Annotated in this window: 27 protein-coding genes and 2 pseudogenes; 9 read left to right on the top strand and 20 right to left on the bottom strand. The window is 69.7% G+C overall.

The features are described 5' to 3' along the window. Positions 1 to 75: 75 nt before the first annotated feature. Positions 76 to 474 (bottom strand): hypothetical protein, encoded by a 399-nt coding sequence (locus AB0D59_RS13125; protein WP_362564332.1) that lies wholly within the window; start codon positions 472 to 474, stop codon positions 76 to 78. Positions 475 to 706: 232 nt separating this feature from the next. On the opposite strand from AB0D59_RS13125, the gene AB0D59_RS13120 reads away from it, so the two are divergent. Continuing rightward, the gene (locus AB0D59_RS13120) at positions 707 to 2,899 is read left to right on the top strand and encodes an AAA family ATPase (RefSeq protein ID WP_362564330.1); all 2,193 of its coding nucleotides are present in this window, start codon (positions 707 to 709) and stop codon (positions 2,897 to 2,899) included. A 53-nt stretch (positions 2,900 to 2,952) separates the two neighbouring features. On the opposite strand, the gene AB0D59_RS13115 is transcribed toward AB0D59_RS13120, so the two are convergent. From AB0D59_RS13115 to hemL, 8 genes are all read right to left on the bottom strand, one after another. Next, on the bottom strand, positions 2,953 to 3,351 hold the full coding sequence (locus tag AB0D59_RS13115) for an SRPBCC family protein (protein ID WP_362564328.1): 399 nt from the start codon (positions 3,349 to 3,351) through the stop codon (positions 2,953 to 2,955). Between the two features lie 114 nt (positions 3,352 to 3,465). Beyond that, on the bottom strand, positions 3,466 to 4,560 hold the full coding sequence (ccsB, locus tag AB0D59_RS13110; RefSeq protein WP_362564327.1) for a c-type cytochrome biogenesis protein CcsB: 1,095 nt from the start codon (positions 4,558 to 4,560) through the stop codon (positions 3,466 to 3,468). Beyond that, positions 4,557 to 6,260: a cytochrome c biogenesis protein ResB gene (locus tag AB0D59_RS13105; RefSeq protein WP_362564325.1), complete on the bottom strand. Its 1,704-nt coding sequence runs from the start codon at positions 6,258 to 6,260 to the stop codon at positions 4,557 to 4,559. The genes ccsB and AB0D59_RS13105 overlap by 4 nt, the downstream gene beginning before the upstream one ends. 3 nt (positions 6,261 to 6,263) lie before the next feature. Further along, on the bottom strand, positions 6,264 to 7,040 hold the full coding sequence (locus AB0D59_RS13100) for a cytochrome c biogenesis protein CcdA (protein ID WP_351694294.1): 777 nt from the start codon (positions 7,038 to 7,040) through the stop codon (positions 6,264 to 6,266). Between the two features lies 1 nt (position 7,041). Beyond that, positions 7,042 to 7,632: a TlpA disulfide reductase family protein gene (locus AB0D59_RS13095; RefSeq protein WP_362564323.1), complete on the bottom strand. Its 591-nt coding sequence runs from the start codon at positions 7,630 to 7,632 to the stop codon at positions 7,042 to 7,044. A gap of 66 nt (positions 7,633 to 7,698) precedes the next feature. Then, positions 7,699 to 8,958, bottom strand: a complete 1,260-nt coding sequence (locus tag AB0D59_RS13090; RefSeq protein WP_362564321.1) for a hypothetical protein — start codon at positions 8,956 to 8,958, stop codon at positions 7,699 to 7,701. A 135-nt stretch (positions 8,959 to 9,093) separates the two neighbouring features. After that, a complete protein-coding gene (locus AB0D59_RS13085) occupies positions 9,094 to 9,777 on the bottom strand; it encodes a histidine phosphatase family protein (protein WP_362564319.1) in 684 nt (227 codons plus the stop codon). Next, positions 9,774 to 11,102, bottom strand: coding sequence for a glutamate-1-semialdehyde 2,1-aminomutase (gene hemL, locus AB0D59_RS13080; protein WP_362564317.1), 1,329 nt, complete (start codon positions 11,100 to 11,102; stop codon positions 9,774 to 9,776). The genes AB0D59_RS13085 and hemL overlap by 4 nt, the downstream gene beginning before the upstream one ends. Before the next feature lie 302 nt (positions 11,103 to 11,404). Here hemL and AB0D59_RS13075 point away from each other — a divergent pair, with 302 nt between their 5' ends. Further along, on the top strand, positions 11,405 to 12,079 hold the full coding sequence (locus AB0D59_RS13075; protein WP_362564315.1) for a hypothetical protein: 675 nt from the start codon (positions 11,405 to 11,407) through the stop codon (positions 12,077 to 12,079). Between the two features lie 67 nt (positions 12,080 to 12,146). Here the strand turns inward: AB0D59_RS13075 and AB0D59_RS13070 are convergent. The 5 genes and pseudogenes from AB0D59_RS13070 to AB0D59_RS13050 all read right to left on the bottom strand — a co-directional run. Next, positions 12,147 to 12,527 (bottom strand): annotated as a pseudogene (locus AB0D59_RS13070) (tyrosine-type recombinase/integrase); the annotation flags it as partial. A gap of 226 nt (positions 12,528 to 12,753) precedes the next feature. Next, positions 12,754 to 13,308, bottom strand: a complete 555-nt coding sequence (locus tag AB0D59_RS13065) for a flavoprotein (RefSeq protein ID WP_362564313.1) — start codon at positions 13,306 to 13,308, stop codon at positions 12,754 to 12,756. Continuing rightward, positions 13,305 to 14,030 (bottom strand): WbqC family protein, encoded by a 726-nt coding sequence (locus AB0D59_RS13060; protein WP_362564654.1) that lies wholly within the window; start codon positions 14,028 to 14,030, stop codon positions 13,305 to 13,307. The genes AB0D59_RS13065 and AB0D59_RS13060 overlap by 4 nt, the downstream gene beginning before the upstream one ends. 28 nt (positions 14,031 to 14,058) lie before the next feature. After that, positions 14,059 to 14,748, bottom strand: a complete 690-nt coding sequence (locus tag AB0D59_RS13055) for a YdcF family protein (RefSeq protein WP_362564312.1) — start codon at positions 14,746 to 14,748, stop codon at positions 14,059 to 14,061. After that, positions 14,745 to 15,788, bottom strand: a complete 1,044-nt coding sequence (locus tag AB0D59_RS13050) for a hypothetical protein (protein ID WP_362564310.1) — start codon at positions 15,786 to 15,788, stop codon at positions 14,745 to 14,747. The genes AB0D59_RS13055 and AB0D59_RS13050 overlap by 4 nt, the downstream gene beginning before the upstream one ends. 119 nt (positions 15,789 to 15,907) lie before the next feature. Here AB0D59_RS13050 and AB0D59_RS13045 point away from each other — a divergent pair, with 119 nt between their 5' ends. The 4 genes from AB0D59_RS13045 to AB0D59_RS13030 are packed head-to-tail and all read left to right on the top strand — an operon-like array spanning position 15,908 to position 18,274. Further along, the gene (locus AB0D59_RS13045; protein ID WP_362564308.1) at positions 15,908 to 16,336 is read left to right on the top strand and encodes a hypothetical protein; all 429 of its coding nucleotides are present in this window, start codon (positions 15,908 to 15,910) and stop codon (positions 16,334 to 16,336) included. Continuing rightward, entirely contained in the window at positions 16,323 to 16,751 is a 429-nt protein-coding gene (locus tag AB0D59_RS13040; protein WP_362564306.1) for a hypothetical protein, read from the top strand. The genes AB0D59_RS13045 and AB0D59_RS13040 overlap by 14 nt, the downstream gene beginning before the upstream one ends. A gap of 45 nt (positions 16,752 to 16,796) precedes the next feature. Continuing rightward, positions 16,797 to 17,918, top strand: coding sequence for a hypothetical protein (locus AB0D59_RS13035; protein WP_362564305.1), 1,122 nt, complete (start codon positions 16,797 to 16,799; stop codon positions 17,916 to 17,918). Then, positions 17,915 to 18,274 carry an ASCH domain-containing protein gene (locus tag AB0D59_RS13030; RefSeq protein WP_362564303.1) on the top strand — a complete coding sequence of 120 codons (360 nt, stop codon included), beginning with the start codon at positions 17,915 to 17,917 and terminating at the stop codon, positions 18,272 to 18,274. Before AB0D59_RS13035 ends, AB0D59_RS13030 begins: the two co-directional genes overlap by 4 nt. 171 nt (positions 18,275 to 18,445) lie before the next feature. Here AB0D59_RS13030 and AB0D59_RS13025 read toward each other — a convergent pair whose 3' ends face one another. From AB0D59_RS13025 to AB0D59_RS13000, 6 genes are all read right to left on the bottom strand, one after another. Further along, positions 18,446 to 19,648, bottom strand: coding sequence for an acetylhydrolase (locus tag AB0D59_RS13025; protein ID WP_362564301.1), 1,203 nt, complete (start codon positions 19,646 to 19,648; stop codon positions 18,446 to 18,448). A gap of 74 nt (positions 19,649 to 19,722) precedes the next feature. After that, a complete protein-coding gene (locus tag AB0D59_RS13020; protein WP_362564299.1) occupies positions 19,723 to 19,929 on the bottom strand; it encodes a DUF6191 domain-containing protein in 207 nt (68 codons plus the stop codon). 186 nt (positions 19,930 to 20,115) lie between these two features. Beyond that, entirely contained in the window at positions 20,116 to 22,368 is a 2,253-nt protein-coding gene (locus tag AB0D59_RS13015; protein WP_362564297.1) for an FtsX-like permease family protein, read from the bottom strand. Further along, a complete protein-coding gene (locus AB0D59_RS13010) occupies positions 22,365 to 23,051 on the bottom strand; it encodes an ABC transporter ATP-binding protein (RefSeq protein WP_362564295.1) in 687 nt (228 codons plus the stop codon). The genes AB0D59_RS13015 and AB0D59_RS13010 overlap by 4 nt, the downstream gene beginning before the upstream one ends. Then, entirely contained in the window at positions 23,048 to 23,572 is a 525-nt protein-coding gene (locus AB0D59_RS13005) for a PadR family transcriptional regulator (RefSeq protein WP_362564293.1), read from the bottom strand. The genes AB0D59_RS13010 and AB0D59_RS13005 overlap by 4 nt, the downstream gene beginning before the upstream one ends. 509 nt (positions 23,573 to 24,081) lie before the next feature. After that, positions 24,082 to 24,456: an SDR family oxidoreductase gene (locus tag AB0D59_RS13000; protein ID WP_362564291.1), complete on the bottom strand. Its 375-nt coding sequence runs from the start codon at positions 24,454 to 24,456 to the stop codon at positions 24,082 to 24,084. Between AB0D59_RS13000 and AB0D59_RS12995 the strand changes: the two are divergent. The 3 genes and pseudogenes from AB0D59_RS12995 to AB0D59_RS12985 all read left to right on the top strand — a co-directional run. Beyond that, positions 24,433 to 24,525 (top strand): annotated as a pseudogene (locus AB0D59_RS12995) (TetR family transcriptional regulator); the annotation flags it as partial. The gene AB0D59_RS13000 and the pseudogene AB0D59_RS12995 overlap by 24 nt on opposite strands. An 18-nt stretch (positions 24,526 to 24,543) precedes the next feature. Then, positions 24,544 to 24,921, top strand: coding sequence for a TetR-like C-terminal domain-containing protein (locus AB0D59_RS12990; RefSeq protein ID WP_362564289.1), 378 nt, complete (start codon positions 24,544 to 24,546; stop codon positions 24,919 to 24,921). Positions 24,922 to 25,319: 398 nt separating this feature from the next. Continuing rightward, positions 25,320 to 25,853 carry a GNAT family N-acetyltransferase gene (locus tag AB0D59_RS12985; RefSeq protein ID WP_362564288.1) on the top strand — a complete coding sequence of 178 codons (534 nt, stop codon included), beginning with the start codon at positions 25,320 to 25,322 and terminating at the stop codon, positions 25,851 to 25,853. Positions 25,854 to 25,882: the final 29 nt, after the last annotated feature.

The raw sequence follows: 25,882 nt of genomic DNA, 5'->3' as shown, positions 1-25,882 counted from the left end.
CGCCGCTCACCGTGCTGCCCCGACGCCTGCGCGCCGCGGCGGTCAGGTGCCGCCGCGGCGCGTGGTGCGGATGCCTCACGAGGCGTAGACGAACGTCTCGCTGTTCGTGTGGGAGACGTCGGACAGCGCACCCGCGATGACCTTGAGCGTGGCGACCGCCTGGAGGAGGTCGCCTTCGGTCACCTTGGTGGTGTCGAGGGCGTTGAACGGGATGCGGATCGTTTCGGTGAGCGTCGCGCTCGCAGGCGAGGCCGGCTGGTCGTACATCTGGGTCTGGACCTGGACGAGCTGGGTCTGGTTACCGACCGACGCCCGGATCTGGACGCGGCTGCTGACCGCGTTGATCGACGCCCCCACCTCGATGTCCGCGACGACGTCGAAGTCGTTGGTGACACCGAGTACGTCCACCGTGGAGGACGTACCCTTCCTGACCACCGAAAGCGCCTTGATCCTCGCGTTGTAGTCCTCGGGCATGACGGTTCTCCTTCGCCGTTGAAGTCGAGTGCCCTCACCGTAGGTTCACCGGTCCCCGGGTCGCCCCGGGGAAATCCCCAGGGTTGCCGGTACGAATCCGGTACGCCACACCGCGTACGCCGCCCGGGTCCGGATGGGGGAGGTTGCGAACCTCGGCAGCCCGAATCGCCCGCGGTACCCCACTGCCCGTCACCCGCCCCGCCCCCGGGGGGCGCCCGTCCTACCCTGGGCCATGCTTTTCGGACGGCACACGGAGACCGAGCGGATCGGTCGACTGGTACAGGACGCCCGCCGGGGCAGAAGCCGTGTCCTGGTGCTGCGGGGCGAGGCCGGAATCGGCAAGACCGCGCTGCTGCGCCACGGTGCCGACGCGGCCCGGGAAGAGGGCATGCGGGTGCTCTGGCTGCGGGGCTGGGCGCCGGAGAAGCACCTCGCCTTCGCCGGTCTCTCCCAGCTCGTCCGCTTCGACGCCCAGCTCATCGACCGGCTCCCGGCGGCCCAGGCCCAGGCACTGCGCGGAGCCGTCGCCCTGGGGCCCCCGCGACCCGCCGCCGACCGCTTCGGGGTCTGCGCCGCGACCCTGAGCCTGCTCGCCGAACTCGCCGGGGAACGACCGCTGTTGGTGGCCGTGGACGACGTGCACGACGTGGACCCCGCCTCCGCCGGGGCGCTGGCCTTCGCGGCCCGCCGGCTGCTGGCCGAGGACCTGGGCATGCTGGTCACGGCCCGGCCGGATCCGGCGGTCGACTCGCTGATCGTCGCGCTCCCCGTGCTGGAGGTGGCCGCGCTGACGGAGACGGCCGTCGGCGAGCTGGTCGCCGACCGGACCGGGGTACGACCGCACAGGGACGTACGGCACCGGCTCGCGCTCGGCAGCGCCGGCAACCCGGGGGCCCTGATCGAGCTGGTGAACGGGCTCACCGGCCCGCAGCTGAGCGGGCGCCACCCACTGCCCGGCTCGCTGCCGGCGAGGGTCACCGCGGCAGCCGGGGACGCCCTCCCGGGCGGACGCGACACACCCGCCAGGGACCTCCTCGCGGAGGCCGACGCTCTCGTCGGCAGACCCGGACCGCGCGCGGCGACGGCCGCCGGGCCCGGCCGCGTCGAGTCCCGCGTCGAGTCCCGCGTCGAGTCCCGCGTCGAGTTGTTCACCGGACATCCCGCCCTCGCCCGCCGGGCCGTGTTCCAGGCCGCCGAGGAACTCTGCGACACCCACCCACGGCGCAGCTCCGAGCTGTTCGCGGACGCCGCCATGGCGTCGCTGCTGTCCGTTGATCCCGCCGCCGCCTTCGACGCGGCCGCGCGGGCGGAGGAACCGTTCGACGGGGCTCGGCCGCCCGGGGCACCGGTGACCGGACTGATCCGGGGCATCACCCTGCTGCACCTGGGGCAAAGCTCCGAGCACCTGCTGGGCCGGCGGACCGTCAGGACGTTCCTGGAGCGGCTGCGGGCAGCCGGAGCCCCCGGCATGCTGCCCTTCGCGCTGTACGTCTCCTCGTACGCGGACATGTTCACGGGTCGTACGGAGGCGGCGCGTGCGACGGCGACCGAAGCCGTCGAACTGGCCGCGTTCACGGGCAACGAGTTCTGGCAGTACCTGTCCCTGTCCGCCCTGGCGCACGTCGAGGCGGTACGCGGCAAGGCCGAGCTCTGCCGGGAGCACGGGCAACGGGCGCTCGCACTGCGACGCGCCGGCACCGACTGTCCGCGTGACGCGAGTGAGGCCCTGGGACTGCTGGAGCTGAGCATCGGCGACTACCCGGAGGCACTCCGCCGATTCCGCGAGGGAGCGATGTCCACGTCCACAGACGATCCCGACTGGCTGCTCGACGGCGACTTCGACGCCATGGAGGCACGGATACGCAGCGGAATGCCGCTGCCGGAGAGGGCACGGGTGTCCCTGGCACGGCATGCGGGGCAGGGGCGCCTTCCGCTGCGCGCCGCGATCGCCCTCAGACTGCGCGGCCTGGCCGCGGGACCGAGGGCGGAAGGCTGCTTCGAGCAGGCCCTGGCACTCCATGCCGAGGTGCCGTGCCCGCTGGAGACCGCCCGGACCCGGCTCGTCTACGGGGAGCGGTTGCGCCGTGCCGGGCAGCGGGCGAGGGCACGGGAGCAGTTACGGTGCGCGCTGGACGGGTTCGAGCGGCTGGGCGCCGAGGTCTGGGCGGAGCGCTGCCACCGGGAGCTGACGGCGACCGGGGAGACCGTACGGGCGCGGTCGGAGCCGTCCGGAGCCGGGGGCCTGACGCCGCAGGAGGTCCAGGTCGCCCAGTCGGTCGTCCGGGGAGCCACCAACAAGCAGGCCGCCTCGGCGCTGTTCCTCAGCCCGAAGACGGTGGAGTTCCACCTCGGCAACGTCTACCGCAAGCTGGGCGTCCGCAACCGCACGGAACTCTCCCACCGCTATCCCGGGCTGCGTGAATGAACTGCTCCGGGCTTCGGTTTCCGCCAGGAGGCGCCGCCGGCCAGGAGGCGCCGCTACGGAACATCGACATCAATCAAGCGTTCGAATCTGGTCCGCCAGCGCTGTTCCGTGTCCACCTCGCCCTTGAACTCGTGCGTGAAGCGCAGGGCGCTGCCCGACTCCCCGTCGCGCTCCAGGTGGAAGCGGATCCGGCCGCCGTTCTCCACCGTGTACTCGGCGACCCGGTCCACGTCCCACGCCGTGACCCGGCCCGTGCCCAGATCACGCAGGGTGACCGTGCCTCCCAGGCGGGGTTGCAGGACGTCGGCCGGGGTGAACCAGGCGGCCAGGCCGTCCGGGGTCGTCAGACTGGGCCAGACCTGGTGCGGCGACCTCGGAAGCCGCACCAGGAAGTGGAGGATGTGCGTTCTCCCGTGGGTCTGACTGGTGGCCTGTTCGACGGAACCGGTCATGACACCAGCCTGACCCCGGCCCCCGGGATCCGCACCCCTGGGGTCGCTCCCCGTACGACGAAGGCCGGTCCCCGCGACCTGGGTCACGGGAACCGGCCTCTGCCGACAACGGATCTACACGCCCGCGTAGGAGTGCTTGCCGGTGACGAAGATGTTGACGCCGTAGTAGTTGAACAGCCAGCAGCCGAAGGCGAGCATCGCCAGGTAGGCGGCCTTGCGGCCCTTCCATCCTGCGGTGGCGCGGGCGTGCAGGTAGCAGGCGTAGGCGACCCAGGTGATGAAGGACCAGGTCTCCTTGGGGTCCCAGTTCCAGTAACGGCCCCAGGCGCTGCCCGCCCAGATCGCGCCCGCGATGATCGTGAAGGTCCACAGGGGGAAGACCGCCGCGTTCACCCGGTAGGCGAACTTGTCCAGCGAGGCCGACGCCGGGAGGCGCTCCAGGACCGAGGCGGCGAAGCGGCCGGGGGTGCCGCCGGTCTCCAGCTTGTTCTCGTAGGAGTCCTTGAAGAGGTACAGGATCGTGGCGACCGCGCCGACGTAGAAGACCGCGCCGCAGAAGATGGCGGTCGAGACGTGGATGTACAGCCAATACGAGTGCAGGGCCGGGACCAGCGGCTCGCTCGCCGTGTAGAGGACGGTGACCGCGAGACCTAGGTCGAGCAGGACCGTGGTGATGAGGAAGAGGCCCATCCAGCGGACGTTCTTCTTCAGGGTCAGCAGCCCGAGGTAGATGGCGACGGCGACCGTGGAGAACGTGATGTTGAACTCGTACATGTTGCCCCACGGCGCCCGCTGCACGGAGGCCGCCCGGGTGATCACGCCGGCCAGTTCCACGAGGAAGGCGAGGACCGTGAGGGAGATCGCGATCCGGCCGTAGAGGTCGCCCTGCTCGTCGCCGCCGTGGGCGCCGGGACCGTCCGGCACGTCACGCGAGCCCGCCGCGGAGCGCACCACGATCTGCGGGCGTTCGAGTACGGCGGTGCCGCCGGCCTTCTTGACCGTGACCGCCGGCGCCTTCTTCGCCGTGCCCTCGGTGGTGAGCGCGTTGGCGGTACGGGCGACCCGGCTGCGGCTGCCCAGCAGCCACTCGAAGATGTAGGCGAAGAAGGCCAGCGTGTAGACGGCCATCGAGGAGTAGATGAGCGTGTTGCTCATGCTCGCGAGATGCTCGTTGGTCGCGGCGAGCGTGGTTGCGGCGGCGGAAGTCATCGCTTCTCAGCCCCTTCGGCAGGTACGGGGGATTCTGCGGAACGGTCGTCTTCGTCGGGGTCGGGAGCCCCCGGCGCCTGGTCGTAGAGGATTCCCGCGAGGTCGCCCAGCTCGTCGGGCACCTTCGCCGATTCGCTGCGGCCGAGGCCGGCCATCTCGACGACGGTGACGCCGTCGGGGCCCGGCACGGCCCGCACCCAGACGCGGCGGCGCTGGATGAACAGCGAGGCGGCGAGGCCGAAGATCGCGGTGAGGGCACCGCCCAGCGCCCAGCCGCTGCCGGGTTCCTGGACGATCTCGAAGCCGGCCCATTCCTTGACGTCCTTCTCGAACGTCACGGAACCGGCGCCGTTCGGCAGCTGCATGGTCTGCCCGGGCTTCAGGTTGTCCCGCAGCTGCGCTCCCTTGGAGTCCTTGAACTCCTTCATGTGGGTCTTGTCGAGCTGGTACACGCTCTGCGGGATCCCGGCGTTGACGCCGAGGTCGCCGTGGTACGGCGTCAGGTTCAGCACGGGGTTGTCCAGCGACGGGAAGGTGGAGAGAACGGAGGAGCCGCCGCCGTAGGTCGGCAGGAAGAACGCCGAGATGCCGAGCTGCTCGCCGACGCCCTGGGCGTTCTTGTAGCCGTCCATCACCTTGACCACGCCCTGGGAGGTGACGTTGGCGTCGAGCGGGAGCAGCGGCACGGCGTCGTGGTAGACGACGTCGCCCTTGCCGTCGCGGACCGTGATGACCGGGGCGTAGCCGTGGCTGACGAGGTAGACCTTGGCGTCGTCGATGTGCAGCGGCTCGTTCACCTTGATGGTGGTCCGCTTCGCCTTGCCGTAGGCGCCCTCGCTGTAGTCGATGTCCGCGCTGAAGGTGACCGGCGTGCCCTTGCTGGGGCCGCTGGTCTGATAGCTGGCGCGGAAGTTCTTCAGGTCGAAGCTGAACGGCACCAGGTCGTCGGTGCTGAACATGGAGCCGGACTTGAAGTCGTCGTACTGGAGGATCGAGTTGGCGAACCCGTCGCCCTCGACGACCAGCTTGGTGCCGTCCGACTTGTACATCTGGCCGGAGGCGAACGCGATCAGCAGCACGATCAGCGCGATGTGGAAGGCGAGGTTGCCGAACTCGCGGACGTACCCCTTCTCGGCGGCGACCGCGTCCCCGACGAGGTGGGCGCGAAAGCGCCGCTTCTTCAGCAGCCTCAGCGCCGCCGCACGGACCTCCTCGGGCTCCGCCGTGGTCCGCCAGGTCGTGTACGCCGGGAGGCGGTTCAGCCGCTTCGGGGCGCCCGGCGGGCGGCCGCGCAGCTGGCCCACGAACTGCCAGGCGCGCGGGATGATGCAGCCGACGAGCGAGACGAACAGCAGGATGTAGATCGCCGAGAACCACACCGAGCTGTAGACGTGGAACAGGCCGAGCTTGTCGTAGACCGGCGAGAGCGTCCTGTGGGCCTTCTGGAAGTCGGCGACCTTGTTGATGTCGGCGCCGCTCTGCGGGATCAGCGAGCCGGGGATCGCGCCCAGTGACAGCAGCAGGAGCAGCAGCAGCGCGACCCGCATCGAGGTCAGCTGCCGCCAGAACCAGCGGGCCCAGCCGACGACACCGATGCCGGGGACGATCGGCGGCTCGTCCTGGGAGGGCGCGGTGGACAGCTGCGAGCCGGCCGCGCCGAGATCCTGATCGTCGGAGGCGTTCTTCGAAGTCGTACTCATCGATCAGATCCCTACAGTGAAGCCGTCGGACCAGCCCTGCATCTCCTGCACGAGGCTGTCCCAGGCCCCGGTCAGCAGCAGCACACCGGTCACGATCATCATCGTGCCGCCGATGCGCATCACCCAGACATAGTGGCGCTTGACCCAGCCGAAGGCGCCGAGCGCCTTGCGGAAGGCGACCGCGGCGAGCACGAAGGGCACGCCGAGGCCGAGGCAGTACGCGACCGTCAGTATGGCGCCGCGGCCCGCGCTGCCCTGCTGGGCGGAGAGGCTCAGCACGGCGGCGAGCGTCGGGCCGATACACGGCGTCCAGCCGATCCCGAACAGCGCGCCCAGCAGGGGCGCGCCGACCAGACCGGCCACCGGCCGCCGGTGGAAGCGGAACTCGCGCTGGGTGAACCAGGGCATCAGGCCCATGAAGAACACGCCCATGGCGATCATCAGGACCCCGAGCACCTTGCCGAGAGTGCCGGACTCCTCCTGAAGGTCCTGGCCGAAGTAGCCGAACAGGGCTCCGCTCGACACGAACACGGCGGTGAAGCCGAGCACGAAGAGCGCGGCGCCGGTGGCCATCCGGCCGCGCCGGGCCTCGGCCAGGTCGGTGCCGGCGACCCCCGTGACATAGGAGAGGTATCCGGGCACGAGCGGCAGCACGCACGGGGAGAAGAAGGAGACGAGTCCGCCGAGGAGGGCGATCGGCAGGGCGAGCAGCAGCGCGCCGTTCATGACGGTCGTGTTCGGTCCGTCGGTCGCGGCCGCGAACGTCAGGAGGGCACTCACGTCACTTCTCCGTGAGAACCGGCTTGATCATCTTCAGCAGGTTCTCCTCACTGAGCGCCGCCAGCGAGCGCGCCGCTACGTTGCCCTGCCGGTCGAGGACGAGGGTGGAGGGGATGGCCTGCGGGTTGAGCGTGCCCTTCTTGAAGCGGAGCATCAGCTTGCCCGTCGGGTCGTACAGGCTCGGGTAGCCGATGCCGTTCTGCTTCTCGAAGGCGACCGCGGAACCGGTGCTGGTGTCGCGGGTGTTGATGCCGACGAACTGGACGCCCTTGCTCGCGTACTCCTTGGAGACGGAGGCGAAGTAGGGGGCCTCGGCGCGGCACGGGCTGCACCAGGAGCCCCAGACGTTGATGACGACTACCTTGCCCTTGTAGTCGGCGACGTCCAGCGTGCTGCCGTCGATGGTCTTCCCGGACAGGTCGGGGGCCGCCGCGCGGTGGCCCTTCGCGACCGTGTCGATGCCGTCCTTGCCGGCGACGAAGTTGGTGTTGCCGCCTCCGCCGGAGGCGCCGCCGTTGCCGCACGCGGACAGGGTCAGGGCCGCCGCGGCGGCCATGGCGCCAAGCAGGACGGCGCGGCTACGGGTACTCATGTGAAAAGTTTCGCATGCCCGTTCTGAGGATCTTGCGCACCCCCCTTGGTCCGGGAAACGTCCCTTTCAGGCCGCGGCCCCCTGCTTGAGGAAGGCCTTCCAGCCGCCCGTCGGCTGCTGCCCCACGTCCAGCGTGCGGAGCTTCGTCAGGACCTCGGGCTTCTGTACGTCCATCCAGTCCACGAACTGGCGGAAGGAGACCAGGCGTACGTCGGCGCCCTTCTCCTTCTCACGGGCGATGTGCTTGAAGGCCTCCTCGACGGAGTCCATGTAGATGCCGCCGTTCCACTGCTCGAAGTGGTTGCCTATGAAGAACGGCGCCCGGTTTGTCGTGTACGCCCGCTCGAATCCCGCTATGTACGACCCTGCCGACTGGCGCCGCCAGCCCGGGTAGTTGTAGGCGGGGGCCTTCGTCGAGTTGACCGACTGGTTGGCGAGCATGTTGTAGTCCATGGACAGGACCTCGAAGGAGTGACCGGGGAAAGGTATCTGCTGGAGGGGCAGGTCCCAGATGCCCAGCTTCTTGTCCGGCCAGGTCTGGCGGCCGCCGGGCGAGGAGGCGTCGTAGCGCCAGCCGAGCTCGCGGGCGGTGGGCAGCAGGTTGTTCTGGCCGAGGAGGCAGGGGGTGCGGCCGCCGACCAGCTCCTTGTCGTAGTCGAAGGGCAGGGACGGCAGGTCGGTCCAGCCGCTGTTGGTCCGCCACTCCTTCACGAACGCTTTCGCCTGGTCTATCTCGCTGCGCCACTGCTTCGGCGTCCAGTTGCCGACCGTGCCGTAGCCGCCGCAGAAGTGGCCGTTGAAGTGGGTGCCTATCTCGTGCCCTTCGAGCCAGGCGCGGCGGACGTTGGTGAGCGTCGCCTTGATGTGCTCGTCGGTGAGGTAGCCGATGTCGGAGGCGCCGCGGGGGTTGTTCGGCGGGTTGTACAGCCGCTTCTTCGACTCGGGGAGGAGATAGAGGCCCGAGAGGAAGAAGGTCATCGACGCGCCGTGTTCCCTGGCGAGGTCCAGGAAGCGCGGGAAGAGGCCGTTGCCGACCTCGCCGGCGCCGTCCCAGGAGAAGATCACGAACTGCGGCGGGGTCTGGCCGGGCTCCAGCGGCTCGGGGGCGCCGGGCTGGTGGGGCTGCTTGCCGCTGTTCGAGGTGGAACCGTCGCCGAGGGGGCGGGCGGTGGGCTTGGGCTTGGGCTTTCCGGAGGGCGTCCCGCCGGAACCGCCGACATGGGTCGTCCCGTCCGACGATGTGTGAGTGCCGCAGCCTGCGAGGCCGAGTCCGGCCGCGGCGCCCGCGCCGACGCCGAGTATTCCCCTTCGGGTGAAGGTGCGCATGGTTCCCCGATTCGTCGCGTCCTCTGGTGGTCACCCAGTCAGAGGGCGCGACGAACGATCGGGTTCCTTCACTTCTTCGCCGTTTCAAGCCGAATGCGACGAAGGAGTGGATAAGTACCGTATGCCATGGGGGCCTTACGCCCCGAAGGCCTTGTCCTTCCCCTTCACCGGCTTGGCGCCGGCACGGAGGTGGGCCGGGACGAGGTCGATGGCCGGCTCGCTGTATCCGACGGAAACGATCCTGTCGCCTTCGTATGTGAAAGTCGTCAGGGAGGCGAGGGTGCACTGCCGCTTGCGCGGGTCGTGCCAGAGCCGGCGCTTCTCGACGTACGACCGCAGGATCCAGATCGGCAGCTGGTGGCTGACCAGCACCGCCTCATGACCGCGTGCCTGGTCCCTGGCCGCGTCCAGCGCGCCCTTCATCCGGACGACCTGGTCGACGTACGGCTCGCCCCAGGACGGCCGGAACGGGTTGACGAGGTACTTCCAGTTGGCGGGCTTCTTCAGCGCCCCGTCGCCGACCCCGAAGGTCTTGCCCTGGAAGATGTTCTCCGCCTCGATGAGCCGCTCGTCGGTGGCGAGGTCGAGCCCGTGCGCCTTGGCGATCGGGGTGGCGGTCTCCTGCGCACGCTCCAGCGGCGAGGCGACGACGTACGTCACGTCCCGGGAGGCGAGGTGCTCGGCGACCCGGTCGGCCATCTGCCGGCCCAGCTCGGAGAGGTGGTAGCCGGGGAGTCTGCCGTACAGCACCCCGTCGGGGTTGGCGACCTCGCCGTGCCGCATCACGTGGACGACGGTGATGTCCTGCTGCTCGCTCATGCTGCCGTGGCCTCCGCGGCCGCTCGGGCCGCCGCCGGGAGGGCGTCGGCGATCTTCTGGATGGCCCGCTCGTCGTGGGCCGTGGAGACGAACCAGGACTCGAAGGACGACGGCGGCAGGTAGACGCCGTTGGAGAGGAGGGAGTGGAAGAAGGCGGTGAACCGGAAGGACTCCTGGCCCCGCGCGTCCTCGTAGTTGCGCACCGGGCGGTTGGTGAAGAAGACGGAGAACATGTTGGAGGCGTTCTGCAGCTGGTGCGCGACGCCCTCCTTGCTCAGCGCCTCGCCGACCAGCCCCTGGATCTGCGCGGAGACGGCGTCCACCTTCTCGTACGCGGCGTCGTCGAGCAGTCGCAGCTGGGCGAGTCCGGCGGCGGTGGCGACGGGGTTCCCGGAGAGGGTGCCGGCCTGGTAGACGGGCCCGGCCGGGGCCAGGTGCGCCATGATGTCCTCCCGACCCCCGAAGGCGGCGGCCGGGAAGCCACCCCCCATGACCTTCCCGAAGGTCATCAGGTCGGGCACCACCCCGTCGATCCCGAACCACCCGGCCCGGCTGGTCCGGAACCCGGTCATGACCTCGTCGGAGATGTACAGGGCGCCGTTCTTGTGGCAGGTGTCCCTGACCCCCTGGTTGAACCCGGGCGCGGGCGGCACGACGCCCATGTTGCCCGGCGAGGCCTCGGTGATCACACAGGCGATCTCCCCGGGGTGCCGGTGGAAGGCCTCCTGCACGGCTTCGAGATCGTTGTACGGCAGCACGATCGTGTCCCCGGCCTGGGCGCCGGTGACACCCGGGGTGTCGGGCAGCGCGAAGGTCGCCACCCCTGACCCGGCCGCGGCGAGCAGCGAGTCGACGTGGCCGTGGTAACACCCGGCGAACTTGATCACCTTGGTGCGCCGGGTGAAGCCGCGGGCCAGCCGGATGGCGCTCATCGTGGCCTCGGTGCCGCTGCTGACGAGCCGGACCTGCTCCAGGGGCTCGATCCGGGCGACCATCTCCTCCGCGAGGGCGACCTCGCCCTCGCCGGGCGTACCGAAGGAGGTACCGCGGGAGACGGCGTCCTGGACGGCGGCGATGACCTCGGGGTGGGAGTGCCCGAGGATCATCGGTCCCCAGGAGCAGACAAGATCGACGTACTCGCGGCCGTCGGCGTCGGTGAGGTAGGCCCCCTTGCCGGAGACCATGAAGCGGGGGGTGCCGCCGACGGCACGGAAGGCGCGCACCGGGGAGTTCACGCCGCCGGGCGTGACCGCGGAGGCGCGGTCGAAGAGCGCCTGTGAGACGGGCGCGTCGTAGGGATAGGGCGTTTCGCTCTGGGCGCTCATGACGTGCGGCTTCTCCGGCTTCTCGGACTCCGGTTGCTGGGTGACCTCCTCAGGGTAGGCGGAGGACGGTGGTCTTCTCGCAGCGGAGGACGGCGGTACCCGCGCGGTGCCCGGGGCATCTGCGAGACTGTGACCCGATACACCCAGCTCATCCGGTACGTAGCCGGCCGGAGGCTGTAAAGATCCTGCGGACTGATGTTTCGACGCACGTTTCGGCGGGCGGCCGTGGGGGAGGTCACTGACACGATGATCGGGTTGCGCGGCGGGGGCCACGCGTCCTAGAAAAGCAGTCGGGTGGAGATATGCATCGCGGTGGCGGACTGGGCGAGGGGACTGACGACCTGGGTCCTCGACGTGCCCGGCGGGGAAGGCACCGACGCGACGCGGAGGAAGCGGCTGAGGCAGCACGTCAGGAACAGGGCGGCGTACCGAGTGAGTCCGAGCGGCGCGACCGACGTATGGATCAGTGGGACCAGCGGGGCCAGCGGATCGATCGCCGGATCGACCGCCTTCAGACCGGGAGCAGGAATGGTGGTCGGGTGGGGGTGACGTACAAATACTTCGGCGCACCCGACGGCGCGACCGCGGCCCGGGTCCCGATCTCGATGCGCCCCGAGGAACTCGGCGGCGACGAGCTCGGCATGAACGGCATGTTCACGAAGATCAAGCCGGAGACCATGGCCGCGATGGTGCTGACGGGCATCGAAGGCGTACCTCTGAACAAGGTGCCACCCCTGGAGCTGGTCGTCCTGCACCCGGACTACGCGGTGGTCAAGCTCCCCATGACGGTCGTCGACCCCCTGCGCGGCATCGGCGAGGAAGCGGTAGGAGCGGCGGCCTTCATCTGGTCGACGGTCCCGGACCGGGGCGGCCCGAGGGACGCGTTCAACGTGTACCAGCTGCTGCACGAGTGGCAGGACTTCTCGCACCGGCTGCATGAGGCGGGGCATCAGCCTTATTGCCTGGTGTGGCCCTGACCTGGGGTTTCGTTTGGTGCGGGCGGGGCTTTCGGGTCCCGCCTTTGTCATGTGCCGGGAGGGGCCGTCAGGCGGCCAGGGCACATTGAGGGCACATTGGTTTCGCTGGGGGCGCTGATGTGCCCTGGGCGCCGGGTGGGTTGCCTTCCGCCTCGGTTTCCGTGAGGGCGTCGTCGATCGCCTTGCGGGTGCGGGTCTCGCTGGACGGCAGTAGGTGCGTGTACGTCCGCAGCGTGAAGCCCGGGTCCGAATGGCCGAGGTACTCGGAGAGCGCCTTGATGCTCTCCCCCGCGTCCAGGAGCACGGAGGCGTAGGCGTGCCGGAGGGCGTGCATGCCATCTTCCGGGGCCGCCTGGAGGTAGCACGCGCCGCGCTCGCGCGGAGGGATCACGCCGGCGGCGGCCAGGGCGAGCTTCCAGGCACCCATGTTGAAGACGCTGCGGTTGTAGGGCAGCAGGACACAACGCTGCCATCGTCCTCGACCAGGCGCTCGGCCAACGCACCCTGCACGATGCCCACAGCCCCGCCCGCGCGCTGACTTGGCGCATCCAACGCCTCGGCGAGCGCCACGCGCCCGGTCCACGAGCCGAGGTAGCGAGGCGAGGGCTCGCAGCGTCAGGCAACACCCGGCCCTGCCCGTCCGATCTCCGCCGCAATCGGCACGACGGCGCTGATCAGGTCGGGGCGGACAGCTTGGGAGTGAGCAGTTCCAGCGCTTCCTCCCAGCGGAAGAGGTCCGCCCCGCCCCCGGCCTTCGGCCGGTGCGGTTCGTACGAACCGATCAGCACACCCATCTCCCGCAGCCAGTCCAGACTGCGGCGGTAGGCGGGGTGGGTGGCCTGGGCCGAGTTCAGGTACGGCAGGACCGCGGTGGGGATGCCCATGCCGTACGCCTCGCACAGGATGCCCAGGGCGAGGGTGTCGGAAATCCCGGCGGCCCACTTGTTGACCGTGTTGAAGGTGGCCGGCGCGACGGAGATGGCGTCCGCGGGCGGCAGGTGACGCGCCTCACCCGGTGTGCGCCAGGCTGAGCGGATGGGGTAGCCGGTCTGTGCGCCGATCGCCTCGGTGTCGAGGAAGCCCAAGCCCTGCGGGGTGGCAATGACACCGACGTCCCAGTGCTGTTCCTGCGCGGCTGTGATCAGCTTACCGACGTCGTTGGCGATGCCGCACGCGCAGACGACGACGTACAGGAAGGGCTTTTTCTCCGGAGCGCTCGGCTCAGTCACGCGGAAACCCCCAGGGCAACAGCCGGTCGATGTTCGATCAGCTTCTCCCCAAAGGCCGCTGGCCCCAAGCTGCTCATCGCCCAGAGGCTGCTGGTCTGGCGGGCCCACCGCCACAGCGGGTCGCCCATGTCCACAGGGGTGTGGAAGGACAACACCTCGATGCCGTGGGCGTCGAACGCCTGGGTGTCGAGGTAGCGCCAGCCGCCCGTGCCACAGAGGTAGTGGGTACTGCTGGTGGCCGCGGCGAGGTCGGCGAGTCGCTCCGAGCGGCCTTCTCGGGTCGGGATCGCGCTGCTGTTCAGTACCTCGCCGCTCCAGCCCAGCGCGGTGAGCAGGGCGACCGTCGACGCTCTGGCAACGTCGGATACACGGTCGGTGTCCTCGAGCTCATCGAGGACCGCCTCCAGGACTTCACGCACCGCGGGCCAGTGGCGGCTGCGGCCGTAGTACTGGCGAATCAGAAGACTGGCGGTGCGACGGGAGCGGCCGGGGTCGGCGAGCCGCGCCTGACTGATCAGCGTCCGGCGCCCGTCCGGCAGATGCGTAGGAAGCGTGAGCCACTGCTGATGTGCGGGCTCGTCCAGTGCCGCAAGGCGGGCCCGGTGCTGATAGTCGCGCCGGGCAAACTGGACGTCGTCGAGAACGATCCACCGGTCGGCGGCGTACAGCTTGGCCAACGTGGACAGCCGCGGAAACAGGTTCGGCTGGTGGATCGCGCACACCCCGCCCGGCGGCCCGACGCGGGGTGACTCAGGTACTGATGAGGCGGCTGTCGAATCCGCCGTGTAGAAGGCGCTCGTAAGCGTCATGCACATCCCCCGGTACGTCCTGCTCGACGGCGAACCCGAGCTTCGGGTACTCGATCACCCGTTGCAGGTCACCGACGAGCATGTCGACAACGAGCTTCTCGTCGCCGATCGACTTGATGTAGTCGTCCAGCTCCAGCGGCTCGGACGCACACACGACCTCGACCTCCGGCCACAACTTGCGGCACGTCGCGTACGAGCGACGCTCCATGTACGGCTTGGAGATCAGCAGCAGCGACTCGACCCCGATACCTGCCCCGGCCAGCAGCTCATGGGAGAAGGTGATGTTCTGGCCGGTGTTCGCCGCCTTCGCCTCGACCAGGATCGCCTCGTCCGGCACACCCAGGCTCAGAGCGTGCTCGCGGTAATGGATCGCTTCGCCGCGCGGGAAGCGGGCCCGTGTGGTGGGGCTGTTGCCGCCGCTGAAGACCACGACCGGGAAGAGGCCGGCGCGGTAGAGGTCGGCGGCCGCCGTGGCGACACCGAGGTCGTGGCTGCCCAGGCCGATCGCCGCCGAGCAGGGCCGCTGCTCGTGGCCCATCTGGTGGTAGTTCCAGATCAGCGTCGCGTCGTGGAACTGCTCGTCGGTGATCTGGCGCTGCTCGTGCTCCGGCACTGGCACTCCCTGGCTCATCCCTGCTGGTCCTTCCGGATGCCCTCAATGCTGCGCAGCTGGTGGCTCAGCCCGTACTGGCGAGCCACCTGTGCCGCCTGATCGAGGACGGACAGCCCATCATTCCGGGTCGCCGCATCCGACAGAAGGATGTGCCCGTACGCGGTGTCCAACCGCACCCGCTGCATCGGGGAGTCGACCGTGCCGGTGGTCCGCGCGATGCCGATGTAATGCAGGGCCTGCTTCAGGTCACCGGCGCCCCGGTGGGCCAGGGCCAGCTTCTGGTGGGCGACCGACCAGTCCTCCGGCTCGCCCAGGTCCTCGAAGGAGCGAGTGGCCTCGACCATGACGCCGGTCGCGTACTCGTTGTCGCCCTCCTTGCTCAGCGCCGTACCCACCCAGAGCCGGGCCCTGGCACGGTCGCGCGGGCTCAAGCGCTCATCCCCGGCGAGGAGTTCGTAGTGGCGGGCGGAGGATTCCAGCTTGCCGGACATCTCCTGCACGACGGCCAAAGACAGCTCGATCTGAGCCACCCGGCGTGGGATGTCGAGCTCGGTGAACATGCCGCGGGCGGTCAAGTAGGAGTGCCGGGCTGAGAGTGGGCCGAGGATCGCGCCCTGATCGCGTTGAAGGTCGCCAAGGAGCACAAGGGAACGGCCGTACAAATAAAGGCCCTTGTCGTCCAGCTGCTGGGGTGCACGACTGCTCAACCAGCGGTTCAACAGGGCTGCGGCAAAAGGGAAGTCCTGGCGGCTGATGCAGACAACAGCCCGCTCGATGTCCTCGGTCCAGGTCTCGTAGTCCGCCGGCCGCGCGCTCTTCCGCTCAGGGAACAGCACTGCCTCGAAACGGGTTTGGGCGGCGGAATCCGCCCGTGCGAGTGCGGTGTCGAGGATGGCCTGGGTGTCCGGTCGGGGCTGCGTCTCCGCGCCGAGGCTCTCCCACTTCGCAACCGTGCGCAGCGCGACACCGAGGTGCTCGGCGAAAGCGCGCGTGCTCATACGCAACGCGGCGCGCAGGGCGCTCGCCTCCCGACCCGTCCACTGCTGCACGCTGACCACGGATGACCTCCCTCTGTCGCGTATGGAAGCACTCTCGGTGACGGTGTGGGGCGGGAAGTGCAACGGAAGTGCAACAGCAGGTCATTTCGAGGCCGTTGGCGACGGCCGAGGCTGTGGGCATGGACGACGAACTCATCACCGAACGCCGCCCCGTCGCCTTCCCTCAGGTCTTCGGCTACGTACGCCACGTCACCGGCGGGCTGCCCCGCCACGCGGCGCTCGTCGACTGCCTCACCGAGTACTGCGACCGGCACGAACTGGCCCTCTGCGGCGTCTTCACCGAACGCGACCGCACCGTGGTCATCCACTCCCCCGCCTTCGTCGGTCTGCTCGACGCGCTCGAACTCCCCGATGCCTACGGTGCCGTGGTTCCGGCTCTCAGCCACCTCGGCCCGAAGGGCCTCGGCACCGAGCGCAAGCGGCAGATAGCAGCAACAGGCGCTCGTCTGATCGTGATCCGCCTCCTCACGCCGACCACGCGATCCGTCTCTTCGCTCAGCGCGAGCCACAGTCTCGGCCACAGGGAGGTGTGTGATGTCCGTGCGTGACGCGTTGCGAAGCGCGCCCATGGTCAACGACGTGCCAGGACTACGGCTGCTGAAGGTCGGCGACGGCTGGGACGTGGTGCGCACCTCCGCCGAGATCGGCCTCCTGGCCCTGGCCTACCTGCGCGGCACCGGTACCTCCGTCGGCCCCGTGCTCTACGACAGGCCCAACGGGCGTCTCTACTACGCCGTCCCGACCGGCACCGCAGCCAGCTGGGACGATCTGCCGGTACGGCACCTCTCCGCCAACTCCTGGCTCGTCGCACCCGGCCTGGAGCTGCTCGACGACTGGTTCGGCGGGTGGTGCGAGCTGCCTGACGACGACACCCTCACCGACGCGGACGCCCTCCGTGCCGCGCTCCAGCACCCGTACGTCGCCGCGGCCAAGGACGAAGCGCACGCCGACGCCTATCTCTAGGCCCCGGGCCCCACGCCCCACTACCCCAACCTCAAGGGGAAACCTGTGACGACCTGCCTCGTCTCACCGAACACCGTGCTCGCCAACGCCCTTCTCCGCGCCGAGGACATCCTGACTCCACGCATCCTGGCCACTCCGCCGGAGCGAATCGTGCTGGTCGTCGGCACCCAGATCAACGGCGCACCGCACATCGGCACCTCGCTCGTGCAGTCCCTGGCCTTCGCGATGGCCGCCCGCCTGCGCGACCGTTTCGGCATCCCCACCGAGGTCCTCTTCAGCGCCCTCGACAACGCCCCGTACGAACTGGCCACCGACCCCACCAACGGCCACCGCTACCAACGCGCCTACGCCCAAGCCCTCGGCGTCACGGCCGTGGTCGGCTTCGTCAACGCCCTCTACCAACCCCTCTTCACAGCTCTGTCCCGACGCCTGGGCATCCCGCACCGCATCGAGACCTACACCCAGCAGCAGGCCAGCGAGCACTTCCGCCGCACCTGGCTACGACTGCTCCCCCGGCTCGACGCCGCCCGCTGGTGGCTCGCCCCCTCCACCGGGACGCCGCACCTGCGCATCCCCTGCCCGCACGCAGACTGTGGCTGGGCGGAGAAGCACGCGGAACACACCCGGGTCCATCTCACCGACCGAGAAGAGGCCACCGTCGCCGCCGTATGCCTCTACCACGGCCCCTACCGAACCACCATCACACCCACCGCCGGCGCCTACCTCGACCTGGCGACCCTCTACCGCAACCTCGTCAAGGAGCTCGCCCTCACCGACACCCCGCCCTATGGGACCCTGCACGTCATGGTCAAGGGCGGCGACTGGATCTTCGGCTCCCTCCTGGTCGACGAAGCTCTCCAGGCCGTCGGCCTCACTCGGGCCCAACTCCCCGCCCGCCTCTTCTGCCCGCAGGTCGTCACCGACACCGGCGCGAAGCTGTCCAAGTCCCTCATCCGCGAAGGCGGCGCCGCCTTGCCCGAGGGCACCGCCGACTGGATGCTCGACACCCGGCAATGGCCCGGCACCGTCACCGAGTACGCCGATCAACTGCTGGCCACGGCCGAAACTCTGCTGTCCGACCCGCGACACTTCTTCCGCTCGTACTCCGCGGCCGAGATCGGCCGCCTGATCACCACACCAGCACCCAGGAGCATCCCCGCCCGATGAGCAACACCACCCCACGCGTCCACGAACTCAACCTCTACCGCCAGTACTTCGACCTCGTGGCCGCAGGCACCAAGACCATCGAGGTGCGGGTCAAATACGCCCACCTCGCCGACCTCGCCGCCGGCGACACGATCCGTTTCCGTATCAAGGGCACAGACGAGAATCGCGAGGTCACGGTCGAGCGAGTCACGGAATACCCCAGCTTCGAGGCTCTGCTCGACGGCGAGGGCCCCTCCAACGTGAACCCCACGGCCACCCGCAACGAGCAGCTCGTCGACATTCGGGCTATCTACCCACCGGAAAAGGAAGCTCTCGGCGCCCTGCCATCCAGATCAGGCTCATCAGCTGACACCTGACGCCCTACCCATCCCCTGGACGGACAGGTCTGGGACGCGTTCCCGCGCCCACGTGCCGAGGCTTGTGCTGTCGGCGCCTGACCAGAGGGAGTTGCTGGGAAGGTTTCCGGACGGGGTTCTGCTCGACGGGACAGCGGTTCTCACCGCAGCTTTTCGCCGCGGTCCACGGCTTCATGGAAGGAACTTCACCTCTGGGAAGGCCGCGCTCGGGCCGTCGAGCAGATGCCCTCGACGGTGCCGCAGGTGCAGGTCGAAGAAGACGAGCGGGTATGCCTGTTGGATCCGTACCGACCGGGCCGGGTCGAGGGTGCCGATCCAGTCCTGGATCTGCTGGTCGGTCATGCCGAGGATCTTGCCTGCCTGTGGGATGAGCGTCGCGTTGTCGCCGTATGAGTTGTGGATGGCCCCGTCGGCCTGGATGTTGAGCCGCCAGCCGCGAAGGTGCCTCCAGAACTCGGCGACGTCCGGCATGGCGGCCCGGGTGAACACGGCGGTCATCATCATGAACGGCCGGTCCAGGTCGGCGGTGATGGTCGGCTGCATCGGGCCGTCGATGCTGAGCCCGGCCGTGACGCGCCGGTCGGCGAGCATGGTGAGCGCGGTGGCGGTGCCGCCCTTCGACCACCCGAACGCGCCGATGCACTGCGGGTCGAGAGCGCCGAGCAGGCCCGGGGGCAGTGGCTTGCCGTCGACGTCGGGGTTGTGCCCGGCGGCGAGCCCCTCCACGCAGTCGAGCAGGAACCGGAGGTCGGCGGCAAAGTCCCTCGGGAACATCGGAACGTTGCCCGGGGTGAGCACCCGGCCGTCGGGGAATTCAGTGAACGTGTCGTGGGTGTGGTCGACGGTGACCACGGCGTAGCCGTGGCTGGCAAGTTCCTGGACCATGATGGTGTGGTCGCCACGGTGGCTGCCCGAGCCGTGCGAGTACACGATGACGGGCAGGCGGTGGCCCGTACGGCGCACGGGTGCGCCCAGGTGCCCGGCGGTAAGCGGGCCGAGGGCGGGGTCGAGAGGGAAGCCGGCGTCTGTCAGCAACGCCCGTAACGCGTCCTCGGTCATCCAAGGGGCGCGCGGCAGGTTCTCCGCCCTGCGGGCGGGATACCAGACGCCGGCCATCAACTCGCGGTGATGCCCCGGGCCGGCCACGGGATCCGGACGTGAGGTGTCGACGAGGTGGAGCGCCACCGTGCCCACCGCGTGCGGTCCGGTGGGCGGAGGCAGGGTGAGTCGCGCCGGGCCGGAGGCGGTCGGAGCCGCCCACGCGCGGGATGCGACGCCGAGCGGCACGGCAGACCCGAGCCCAGCGGTCAGCGCTGCCCCGAGCATGCGGCGGCGCGTCATTGGTTTTCGGCTGTTGGACGCCGTGATGGTCATGAATCCTCCCGAGTCTGGGTTTCTTGGTCGGAACCGGGCTTGTAGCCCGTGGCGCTGGGTGTGGCGTGGCATCGTCATGACCTCGCGTCAGGTCCTCGACGTTGCTCCGCCGAGGCGGCCGCTTTCGGGCTGATCCTGATGTGGACGATGCCGCTGTCGAGGTCGATCGGCCCGCGGTAGGGATGGCCCTCGCCTTCGTCGTCGCGCATCCACTCCAGACGCTGTCGCTCGTCCTGAACGTGGCGGGCGCTCGGAAGGAAGACCTCTTCGAGGATGTTCACCGCAGGACACTGCCGTGATCGGGCCGAGGTTCCCGACGCCGACCAGACGGATGGCCTGAAGGGACGTACATCATCAAGGCTCCTGGCTGTGGATTCAGAGACAACCGTTGTCGTGTTGCCGAGTGCTCCATCAGCTCCGGACGCCGATTGGAGGGGTGTCCGGGGCCGTAGCGGGGAGTTGGCGTGTCAGCCGTTGCGGGCGGCCTCTGGCCCGGTGATGCGTTTGAGCAGGGGGAGGGTCGAGGCGATGATGCCCAGCGAGGTGACGAGGCCGAGGGCGATGAGCGCGTAGTACGCCGCGCCCGGCGACACCAGGTCGTAGTGCATCTGGGATTTCAGGAACAGGGCGGAGGCGGCGAAGGCCGTACCGATCGAGATTGCGGTCACCACCAGCAGCGGCAAGGTGCTCTCCAAGCCGATCACCCGCTGCAACAACGGCAGCGGCGCGCCGGTGAGCCGCAGCAACGCGAACGGGCGTCGGCGATCCGACAGGCCCGCGACGACGCTTACCGCCAGGCTGCAGCCTGCGATCGGCAGGGTGGTCAGCAGCACCACGTTGGCCAGTTGCCGCCAACCGGCCAGCTCCTGCTGCAAGTCGGTGCCCCAGTCGCCCACCGTGCGGGCCTCTTGGTGCGGGTAGGCGATGGTGAGCAGGGTCCGTACGCGTTCCATGGCGGCTGTCGACCCATCGTTGGCCACGTAGATCAGTTGTACGGGCAGCTTGGCGACGGCTGCGGTGCTGATCGCGGCGGCGGGCCACGGCAAGCTCGGGTGCGACTGCAGGCTGACGAACGCGTAGAAGTCGACGGCCGTGACGCTCGCCCCGGCCGGGCAGCGGCCCACCATGGGAATCTGCGCCAGGTCGGAGCAGGTCACCAGTGCCGGCGCGTCCGGGCCGGGATCACCCGGGTGGACTCGCCGGTTCACCACCTTGCCGACGCCGTCGGGGTTGGCGTGGACGACCGCCACGCCCCGCACGCCCGGGATCGCCCGCACCTCGGTGAGCAGCCGTGTCGGGATGGCCCCGGCCAGCGGCGCATCGCCGTCGCCGCCGACCTCCACCACGGTTCGGGTCTGCCGGTCGCCGCCCAGGGTGCCGCGGTAGTCGTTGATGGTGCCGATGATGCTGACTGTCGCGGTGGTCACGAACAGGGCCAGGACGAGGCCGCTGACCGCGCGGAAGCCGGCCTTCGGGTCGTCGGCGAGCCGGCGCACCGCGATCAGGGCGGCCGGGCGTCGGGTGCGCCGGGCCACCGCCCGGGCGGCGATCATGGTCAGCCAGGGCCCGGCGATCACCAGGCCCAGCATCACCACCAGGAAGCCCGGGAGGTAGGCCGCCGTCTGGCCGTTCCCGGTCGCCGGGCGGCGGCCGGCGAAGACGAAGTACGCCAGCTCGGCCAGGCCCGCCAGCAGAGGGATCAGCCGCCAGGCGCGCGGCGGGCGCGGGGTCACCCGGCGGGTCACGCCGAGCGGGGAGATGGTGACCCGGCGCAGTGCGAGGCGCGCCGCGATTGCCGCCGCCACCGGCACGCCGACGGCGACGCCGAGGGCCTGCGGGGCGCTGAGCGTCAGATCCGAAAGGAAGAACCGCTGTTGCCCGGTGAGCGGAATGGTGGCGACCAGCGGGCGCAGCGCGGCGTAGAGCCCGAAGCCGATCACTGTCCCGGCGGCCGCCGCCAGCGCGGACTCGACCGACGATATCAGCGACACCTGCCGGGGAGTGGCGCCGACCAGCCGCATCGACGCGTACCGCTGTTCTCGCGTGGCGGCGGACAGGCGGGTCGCGGTGGCGATGAAGATCAGTACCGGGAAGATCAGTGCCCCGGCCACCACGGAGGAGATGAGCGTCATGGCGTCGCCGCGCACGGCGTTGTCCCAGCACTCGTTGTCGCAGACGGATGGCCGGGTGCTGGCGATGGTGGTGACCGCTCTCGCCCCAGGTGCGCCCTTGATCTGGGCGGGGGTACGGCCGATGACGGCGGTCAGCGAGTCCGGAGAGGCCAGGGCGGTGTCGCCGATCGTGCCGGCGAGCCGCCCGGGGAAGCGGTTGCCCAGCTGGTCGGCCGGGGTGTCGCGGATCAGCTTGGCCAGCGCGGGGGAGGCGTAGTACTCGCCGACCGCCGGCAGGTGCGTCAGGCCGGGCGGGACGGGCGAGGTCGGGCCGGTCGCGGCGACGTCGACCTCGGTGAGGGACTTGCCGTCGTAGTAGTCGTCGTGCGGCCACCACCACAGTGGGTCCGCCGACGCCTGCTCGGTACGAGTCGCGGCGCCGGTGTCGAGCCACACCTGCCGCTGGTTCGTCCGCTCGACGGCGTTCATGCTGGCGAAGGTCGACAGCAGCAGCCCGACCCCGATGGCGACCGCGGCGGCGATCATGGCCAGCCGGGCGAGGGCCTCCCGGCCGCCGCTGACCGCGAGGCGGAAGGCGAAGGCGATCATGAGGCGATCCGTCCGGTCATGAGCAGGCTGGCCTTGCCGTCCCGGACGATGGCCTCTCGGTCGGCGTGCGCGGCGACCCGGGGCTCGTGGGTCACCAGGACGATGGTGGTGCCCTCCTCGTGGGCCGCGTCCACCATCAGGTCCATCACCTGCTCGCCGGTCAGTGAGTCCAGCGCCCCGGTCGGCTCGTCGGCGAACAGCACCTTGGGCCGGGCCACCAGACCGCGGGCCAGAGCCACCCGCTGCGCCTGACCGCCCGACAACTCCCCGGAGCGGCGCCGCTCCAGGCCGTCCAGGCCAAGCCGGGCGAACCAGGGCCGGGCCTCGGCGAGCGCGGCTGCCCGGCGCACGCCGGAGAACAGCAGCGGCAGGGCGACGTTCTCCTCGGCGGTCAACTCGGGGACGAGCTGGCCGAACTGGAAGACGAAGCCGAAGGTGTCGCGGCGCAGGGCGCTGCGCTCGGCCTCGTTCAGGGTGTCGATGCGGCGTCCGTCGAAGTGCACCTCGCCCGAGTCGGGAGTGAGGATGCCGGCCAGGCAGTGCAGCAGGGTGGACTTGCCCGAGCCGCTCGGGCCCATCACGGCGAACACCTCGCCGGCCTCGACGGCCAGGCTGGCGCCGCGCAGGGCGGGGGTCTCGCCGAAGGAGAGAGTGAGGTCGCGGGCCTCGATGAGGGCGGTCATGTGCGCACCGCCGCTGCCAGCGTATCCATCCGGGCCGTGGTCAGCTCGATCCATCGCAGGTCGGCCTCCAGGTGGAACAGGCCGTGGTCGGCGAGCAGCGCGTCGATGATCGGGCCGGTGCGGCGCAGCTTCGTCAGCTCGTGCATCCGCTGCAGGTGGGCGGCCCGCTGGGTGTCGAGATACTGCTGGGCGTCGCGGCCGAGCATCAGGGCCAGCACCACCTTCGTGAACAGCACGGTCTGCAGATTGGGCTCGGGGGCCACCGGCTCGGTGAGCCAGGTCTCGAACTCCGTCGCCCCCGCCTCGGTGATCACGTAGCGCTTGCGCTCGGGGCCGACCCCGGGCTCCGCCTCGCCGGCCATGACCTTCCCGTCCCGCGCCAACCGGCCAAGCGTTGTGTAGACCTGCCCGTATGGCAACGGTTTGCCGCGGTTGAAGAAGGCGTCGTAGTCGCGCTTGAGGTCATAGCCGTGGCTCGGCTCACGCTCCAACAGCCCCAACAGGGTGAGAGGAACACTCATGCAAGGACCATACACCGCAGATATATCCTGAGTGTATATCTGCTGAGAGTGCGTTCTGCTCCAGGGGAGTGAGCCTGGCGACGATGCCCCCCACCCATCCGTCGGCCGAGCAGGGCGCCCTCTGGTGAGAGGGCCGCGAGGGCACATCCAGGGCACATGAGCCTGGGAAACGGCGTTGACCTGTGAGAACTACGGAGCAGAGTTTTCCCAGGTCAACGCCCATTCCCCTGCGAAACCCCAGGTCAGCCCCCTCCCGCTCCCATTCGCTGCACGAGTGGCAGGACTTCAGCCATCGGTTGCATGAGGCGGGGCATCAGCCGTACTGCCTTGTGTGGCCCTGAGCCGGGGTTTCGCTGGTAGCGGGCGGGGTCTTCGGGCTTCGCCCTGACTGAGCGAGCAAGAGCATGACCTTCCCCGTAACGACCGGGAGGGCCATGCTGCTCAGCTGATGCGGGTGACCGATCGGTTCTCAGCGGGTCCGCCGCCGCTCTCGGGCGACCTGGGTGGCGTCAGGCCACAGTGAATCCTCCGTCGACGGGCAGGATCGAGCCGGTGACGTAGGTTGCGCCGATGAGGTAGCGGACAGCGTCGGCGACGTCCGCCGGGTGGCCGATCCGCTTGGCCGGCACAGTGTCGGCGGCAGCCGCGAACTGGGCCTGCTTCTGTTCCTCCGGCAGGAAAGACCACCAGGGTGTGTCGATGGCGCCCGGCGAGACGGCGTTGATCCGAACCGGCGCGAGTTCGGCGGCCAGGGGTGACACGATCCGCTCGATCGCGCCGTTGACCGCGGCGAAGGCCACCGTTCCGGCCAGCGCCGATCGTGCGGTGGAGGCGGAGATCAGCGTGATCGAACCTGTCACCTGCCCGCGCTGGATGGCGAACATATCGAAGGCATCGCCGCCCGTGCCGGCGTCGGCAAGCAGACCATCTACCGTTGGTGGCCATCCAAGGCCGATGTCGTCCTCGACGCCATGCTTGACCTGGCAGAGACCGGGATCACGGTCCCGGACGAGGGTTCACTGCCCGCCGATCTGACGGCGTTCCTGCGCAGCACGTTCCGCCAGCGCGGCCAGCGTCCGGTCCTGATCGGGCTGATGGCCCAGGCCCTGCTCGATCCGGTATTCGCTGTCGCGTTCCGGGACCGTTTCCTCTTCAGCCGTCGCGCTGCGCTGCGCGAACTCCTCGACCGGGCGATCGCGCGCGGAGAGATCGCCGCCGACATCGACCCCGAGCTCCTCATCGACATCGTGTACGGCGTTCTGTGGTACCGGCTGCTGCTCGACCACGCACCACTGGACGAGGCAGCGGGCCAGCAGCTCGCGTCGCTGGTGGTTCGTGCCACTCGCTGAGTCGGTCCCTGAGTTTTCGACCAGGCCCGCGACCTCGCCGAGCACAACCTGCCGGCGGGCTTCGGCGATGCGCTCAGTCGAATGCGTCTCCAGCTCGTGCAGCAACGGAAGTCAGCGGGGCACGCCATCGACTATCCGGTACTCAACAGCCTGTTCACCGCGGCACGCTGACCGCGCCCACCGGCGCGCCCGGCGCGGACCGGAACCGCCGCCGGGCACGCGACGGGCCGACCCACATCGCCGACGCCGGCCCGCTGGGGAGCCAAGAGCGGCCCTGGCCGGTTTCAGGGGTTCTGTCAGCGGTCTTCGTGGCATCCGAGGTCAGGGGCGTCCCGGAGCGGCCGCACGGGCTGGCGCCGATTACCCATGTCGCCGTCGCCTTCGGCAGGATGAGCGCCATGACCGAGATCCACACACCCCGCCTTCTCCTCCGTCGCTGGCATGACGACGACCTCGCGTCCATGGCGGACATCAACGCGGACCCTCGGGTCATGCGCTGGATCGACGACGGCTCGGTGCGCGACCTGGACCAGACGGCGGAAGCCATCGAGCAGTGGGAGGAGGAGTGGGACGAGGAAGGCTTCGGACTCTTCGCCGTCGAGCTGCTGGCTTCGGGGGAACTCGCCGGCTTCACGGGTCTGTCCGTGCCCGAGTTCCTGCCTGAGGTACTGCCCGCCGTGGCGATCAGCTGGCGGCTCGGCTCACAGTTCTGGGGCCAGGGATACGCGTCCGAAGCCGCCCACGCCACGCTGGAGTTCGCGCTCCAGGACCGCGGCCTCGACCGCGTCATCAGCATCAGCCGGGCGGGGGACGACGCCTCCGAGAACGTCATCCGCAAGCTCGGCATGGTGCCGGAGCGGGAGACGACGCACCCGGTGCACGGCTATCCGCTGCACGTCCACACCATCGATCTCACCGAGTTCCAGGCGTGAGGCCGCCAGGTCGTCGATCACCACAAGAG

It is taken from the genome of Streptomyces sp. NPDC048417 (assembly GCF_040651615.1).
In the GTDB taxonomy this organism is placed as follows: domain Bacteria; phylum Actinomycetota; class Actinomycetes; order Streptomycetales; family Streptomycetaceae; genus Streptomyces.
The sequence above is the reverse complement of the archived record's forward strand: the minus strand, read 5'-3'. Positions and strand labels throughout refer to the sequence as shown.

Bases quoted from the DNA above. Each gene is read 5' to 3' on its own strand.
- AB0D59_RS13125 (WP_362564332.1), bottom strand. From the start codon at position 474: ATGCCCGAGGACTACAACGCGAGGATCAAGGCGCTTTCGGTGGTCAGG.
- AB0D59_RS13120 (WP_362564330.1), top strand. From the start codon at position 707: ATGCTTTTCGGACGGCACACGGAGACCGAGCGGATCGGTCGACTGGTA.
- AB0D59_RS13115 (WP_362564328.1), bottom strand. From the start codon at position 3,351: ATGACCGGTTCCGTCGAACAGGCCACCAGTCAGACCCACGGGAGAACG.
- ccsB (WP_362564327.1), bottom strand. From the start codon at position 4,560: ATGACTTCCGCCGCCGCAACCACGCTCGCCGCGACCAACGAGCATCTC.
- AB0D59_RS13105 (WP_362564325.1), bottom strand. From the start codon at position 6,260: ATGAGTACGACTTCGAAGAACGCCTCCGACGATCAGGATCTCGGCGCG.
- AB0D59_RS13095 (WP_362564323.1), bottom strand. From the start codon at position 7,632: ATGAGTACCCGTAGCCGCGCCGTCCTGCTTGGCGCCATGGCCGCCGCG.
- AB0D59_RS13090 (WP_362564321.1), bottom strand. From the start codon at position 8,958: ATGCGCACCTTCACCCGAAGGGGAATACTCGGCGTCGGCGCGGGCGCC.
- AB0D59_RS13085 (WP_362564319.1), bottom strand. From the start codon at position 9,777: ATGAGCGAGCAGCAGGACATCACCGTCGTCCACGTGATGCGGCACGGC.
- hemL (WP_362564317.1), bottom strand. From the start codon at position 11,102: ATGAGCGCCCAGAGCGAAACGCCCTATCCCTACGACGCGCCCGTCTCA.
- AB0D59_RS13075 (WP_362564315.1), top strand. From the start codon at position 11,405: ATGCATCGCGGTGGCGGACTGGGCGAGGGGACTGACGACCTGGGTCCT.
- AB0D59_RS13055 (WP_362564312.1), bottom strand. From the start codon at position 14,748: ATGAGCCAGGGAGTGCCAGTGCCGGAGCACGAGCAGCGCCAGATCACC.
- AB0D59_RS13045 (WP_362564308.1), top strand. From the start codon at position 15,908: ATGGACGACGAACTCATCACCGAACGCCGCCCCGTCGCCTTCCCTCAG.
- AB0D59_RS13040 (WP_362564306.1), top strand. From the start codon at position 16,323: ATGTCCGTGCGTGACGCGTTGCGAAGCGCGCCCATGGTCAACGACGTG.
- AB0D59_RS13030 (WP_362564303.1), top strand. From the start codon at position 17,915: ATGAGCAACACCACCCCACGCGTCCACGAACTCAACCTCTACCGCCAG.
- AB0D59_RS13025 (WP_362564301.1), bottom strand. From the start codon at position 19,648: ATGACCATCACGGCGTCCAACAGCCGAAAACCAATGACGCGCCGCCGC.
- AB0D59_RS13015 (WP_362564297.1), bottom strand. From the start codon at position 22,368: ATGATCGCCTTCGCCTTCCGCCTCGCGGTCAGCGGCGGCCGGGAGGCC.
- AB0D59_RS13010 (WP_362564295.1), bottom strand. From the start codon at position 23,051: ATGACCGCCCTCATCGAGGCCCGCGACCTCACTCTCTCCTTCGGCGAG.
- AB0D59_RS13005 (WP_362564293.1), bottom strand. From the start codon at position 23,572: ATGAGTGTTCCTCTCACCCTGTTGGGGCTGTTGGAGCGTGAGCCGAGC.
- AB0D59_RS13000 (WP_362564291.1), bottom strand. From the start codon at position 24,456: ATGTTCGCCATCCAGCGCGGGCAGGTGACAGGTTCGATCACGCTGATC.
- AB0D59_RS12990 (WP_362564289.1), top strand. From the start codon at position 24,544: ATGCTTGACCTGGCAGAGACCGGGATCACGGTCCCGGACGAGGGTTCA.
- AB0D59_RS12985 (WP_362564288.1), top strand. From the start codon at position 25,320: ATGACCGAGATCCACACACCCCGCCTTCTCCTCCGTCGCTGGCATGAC.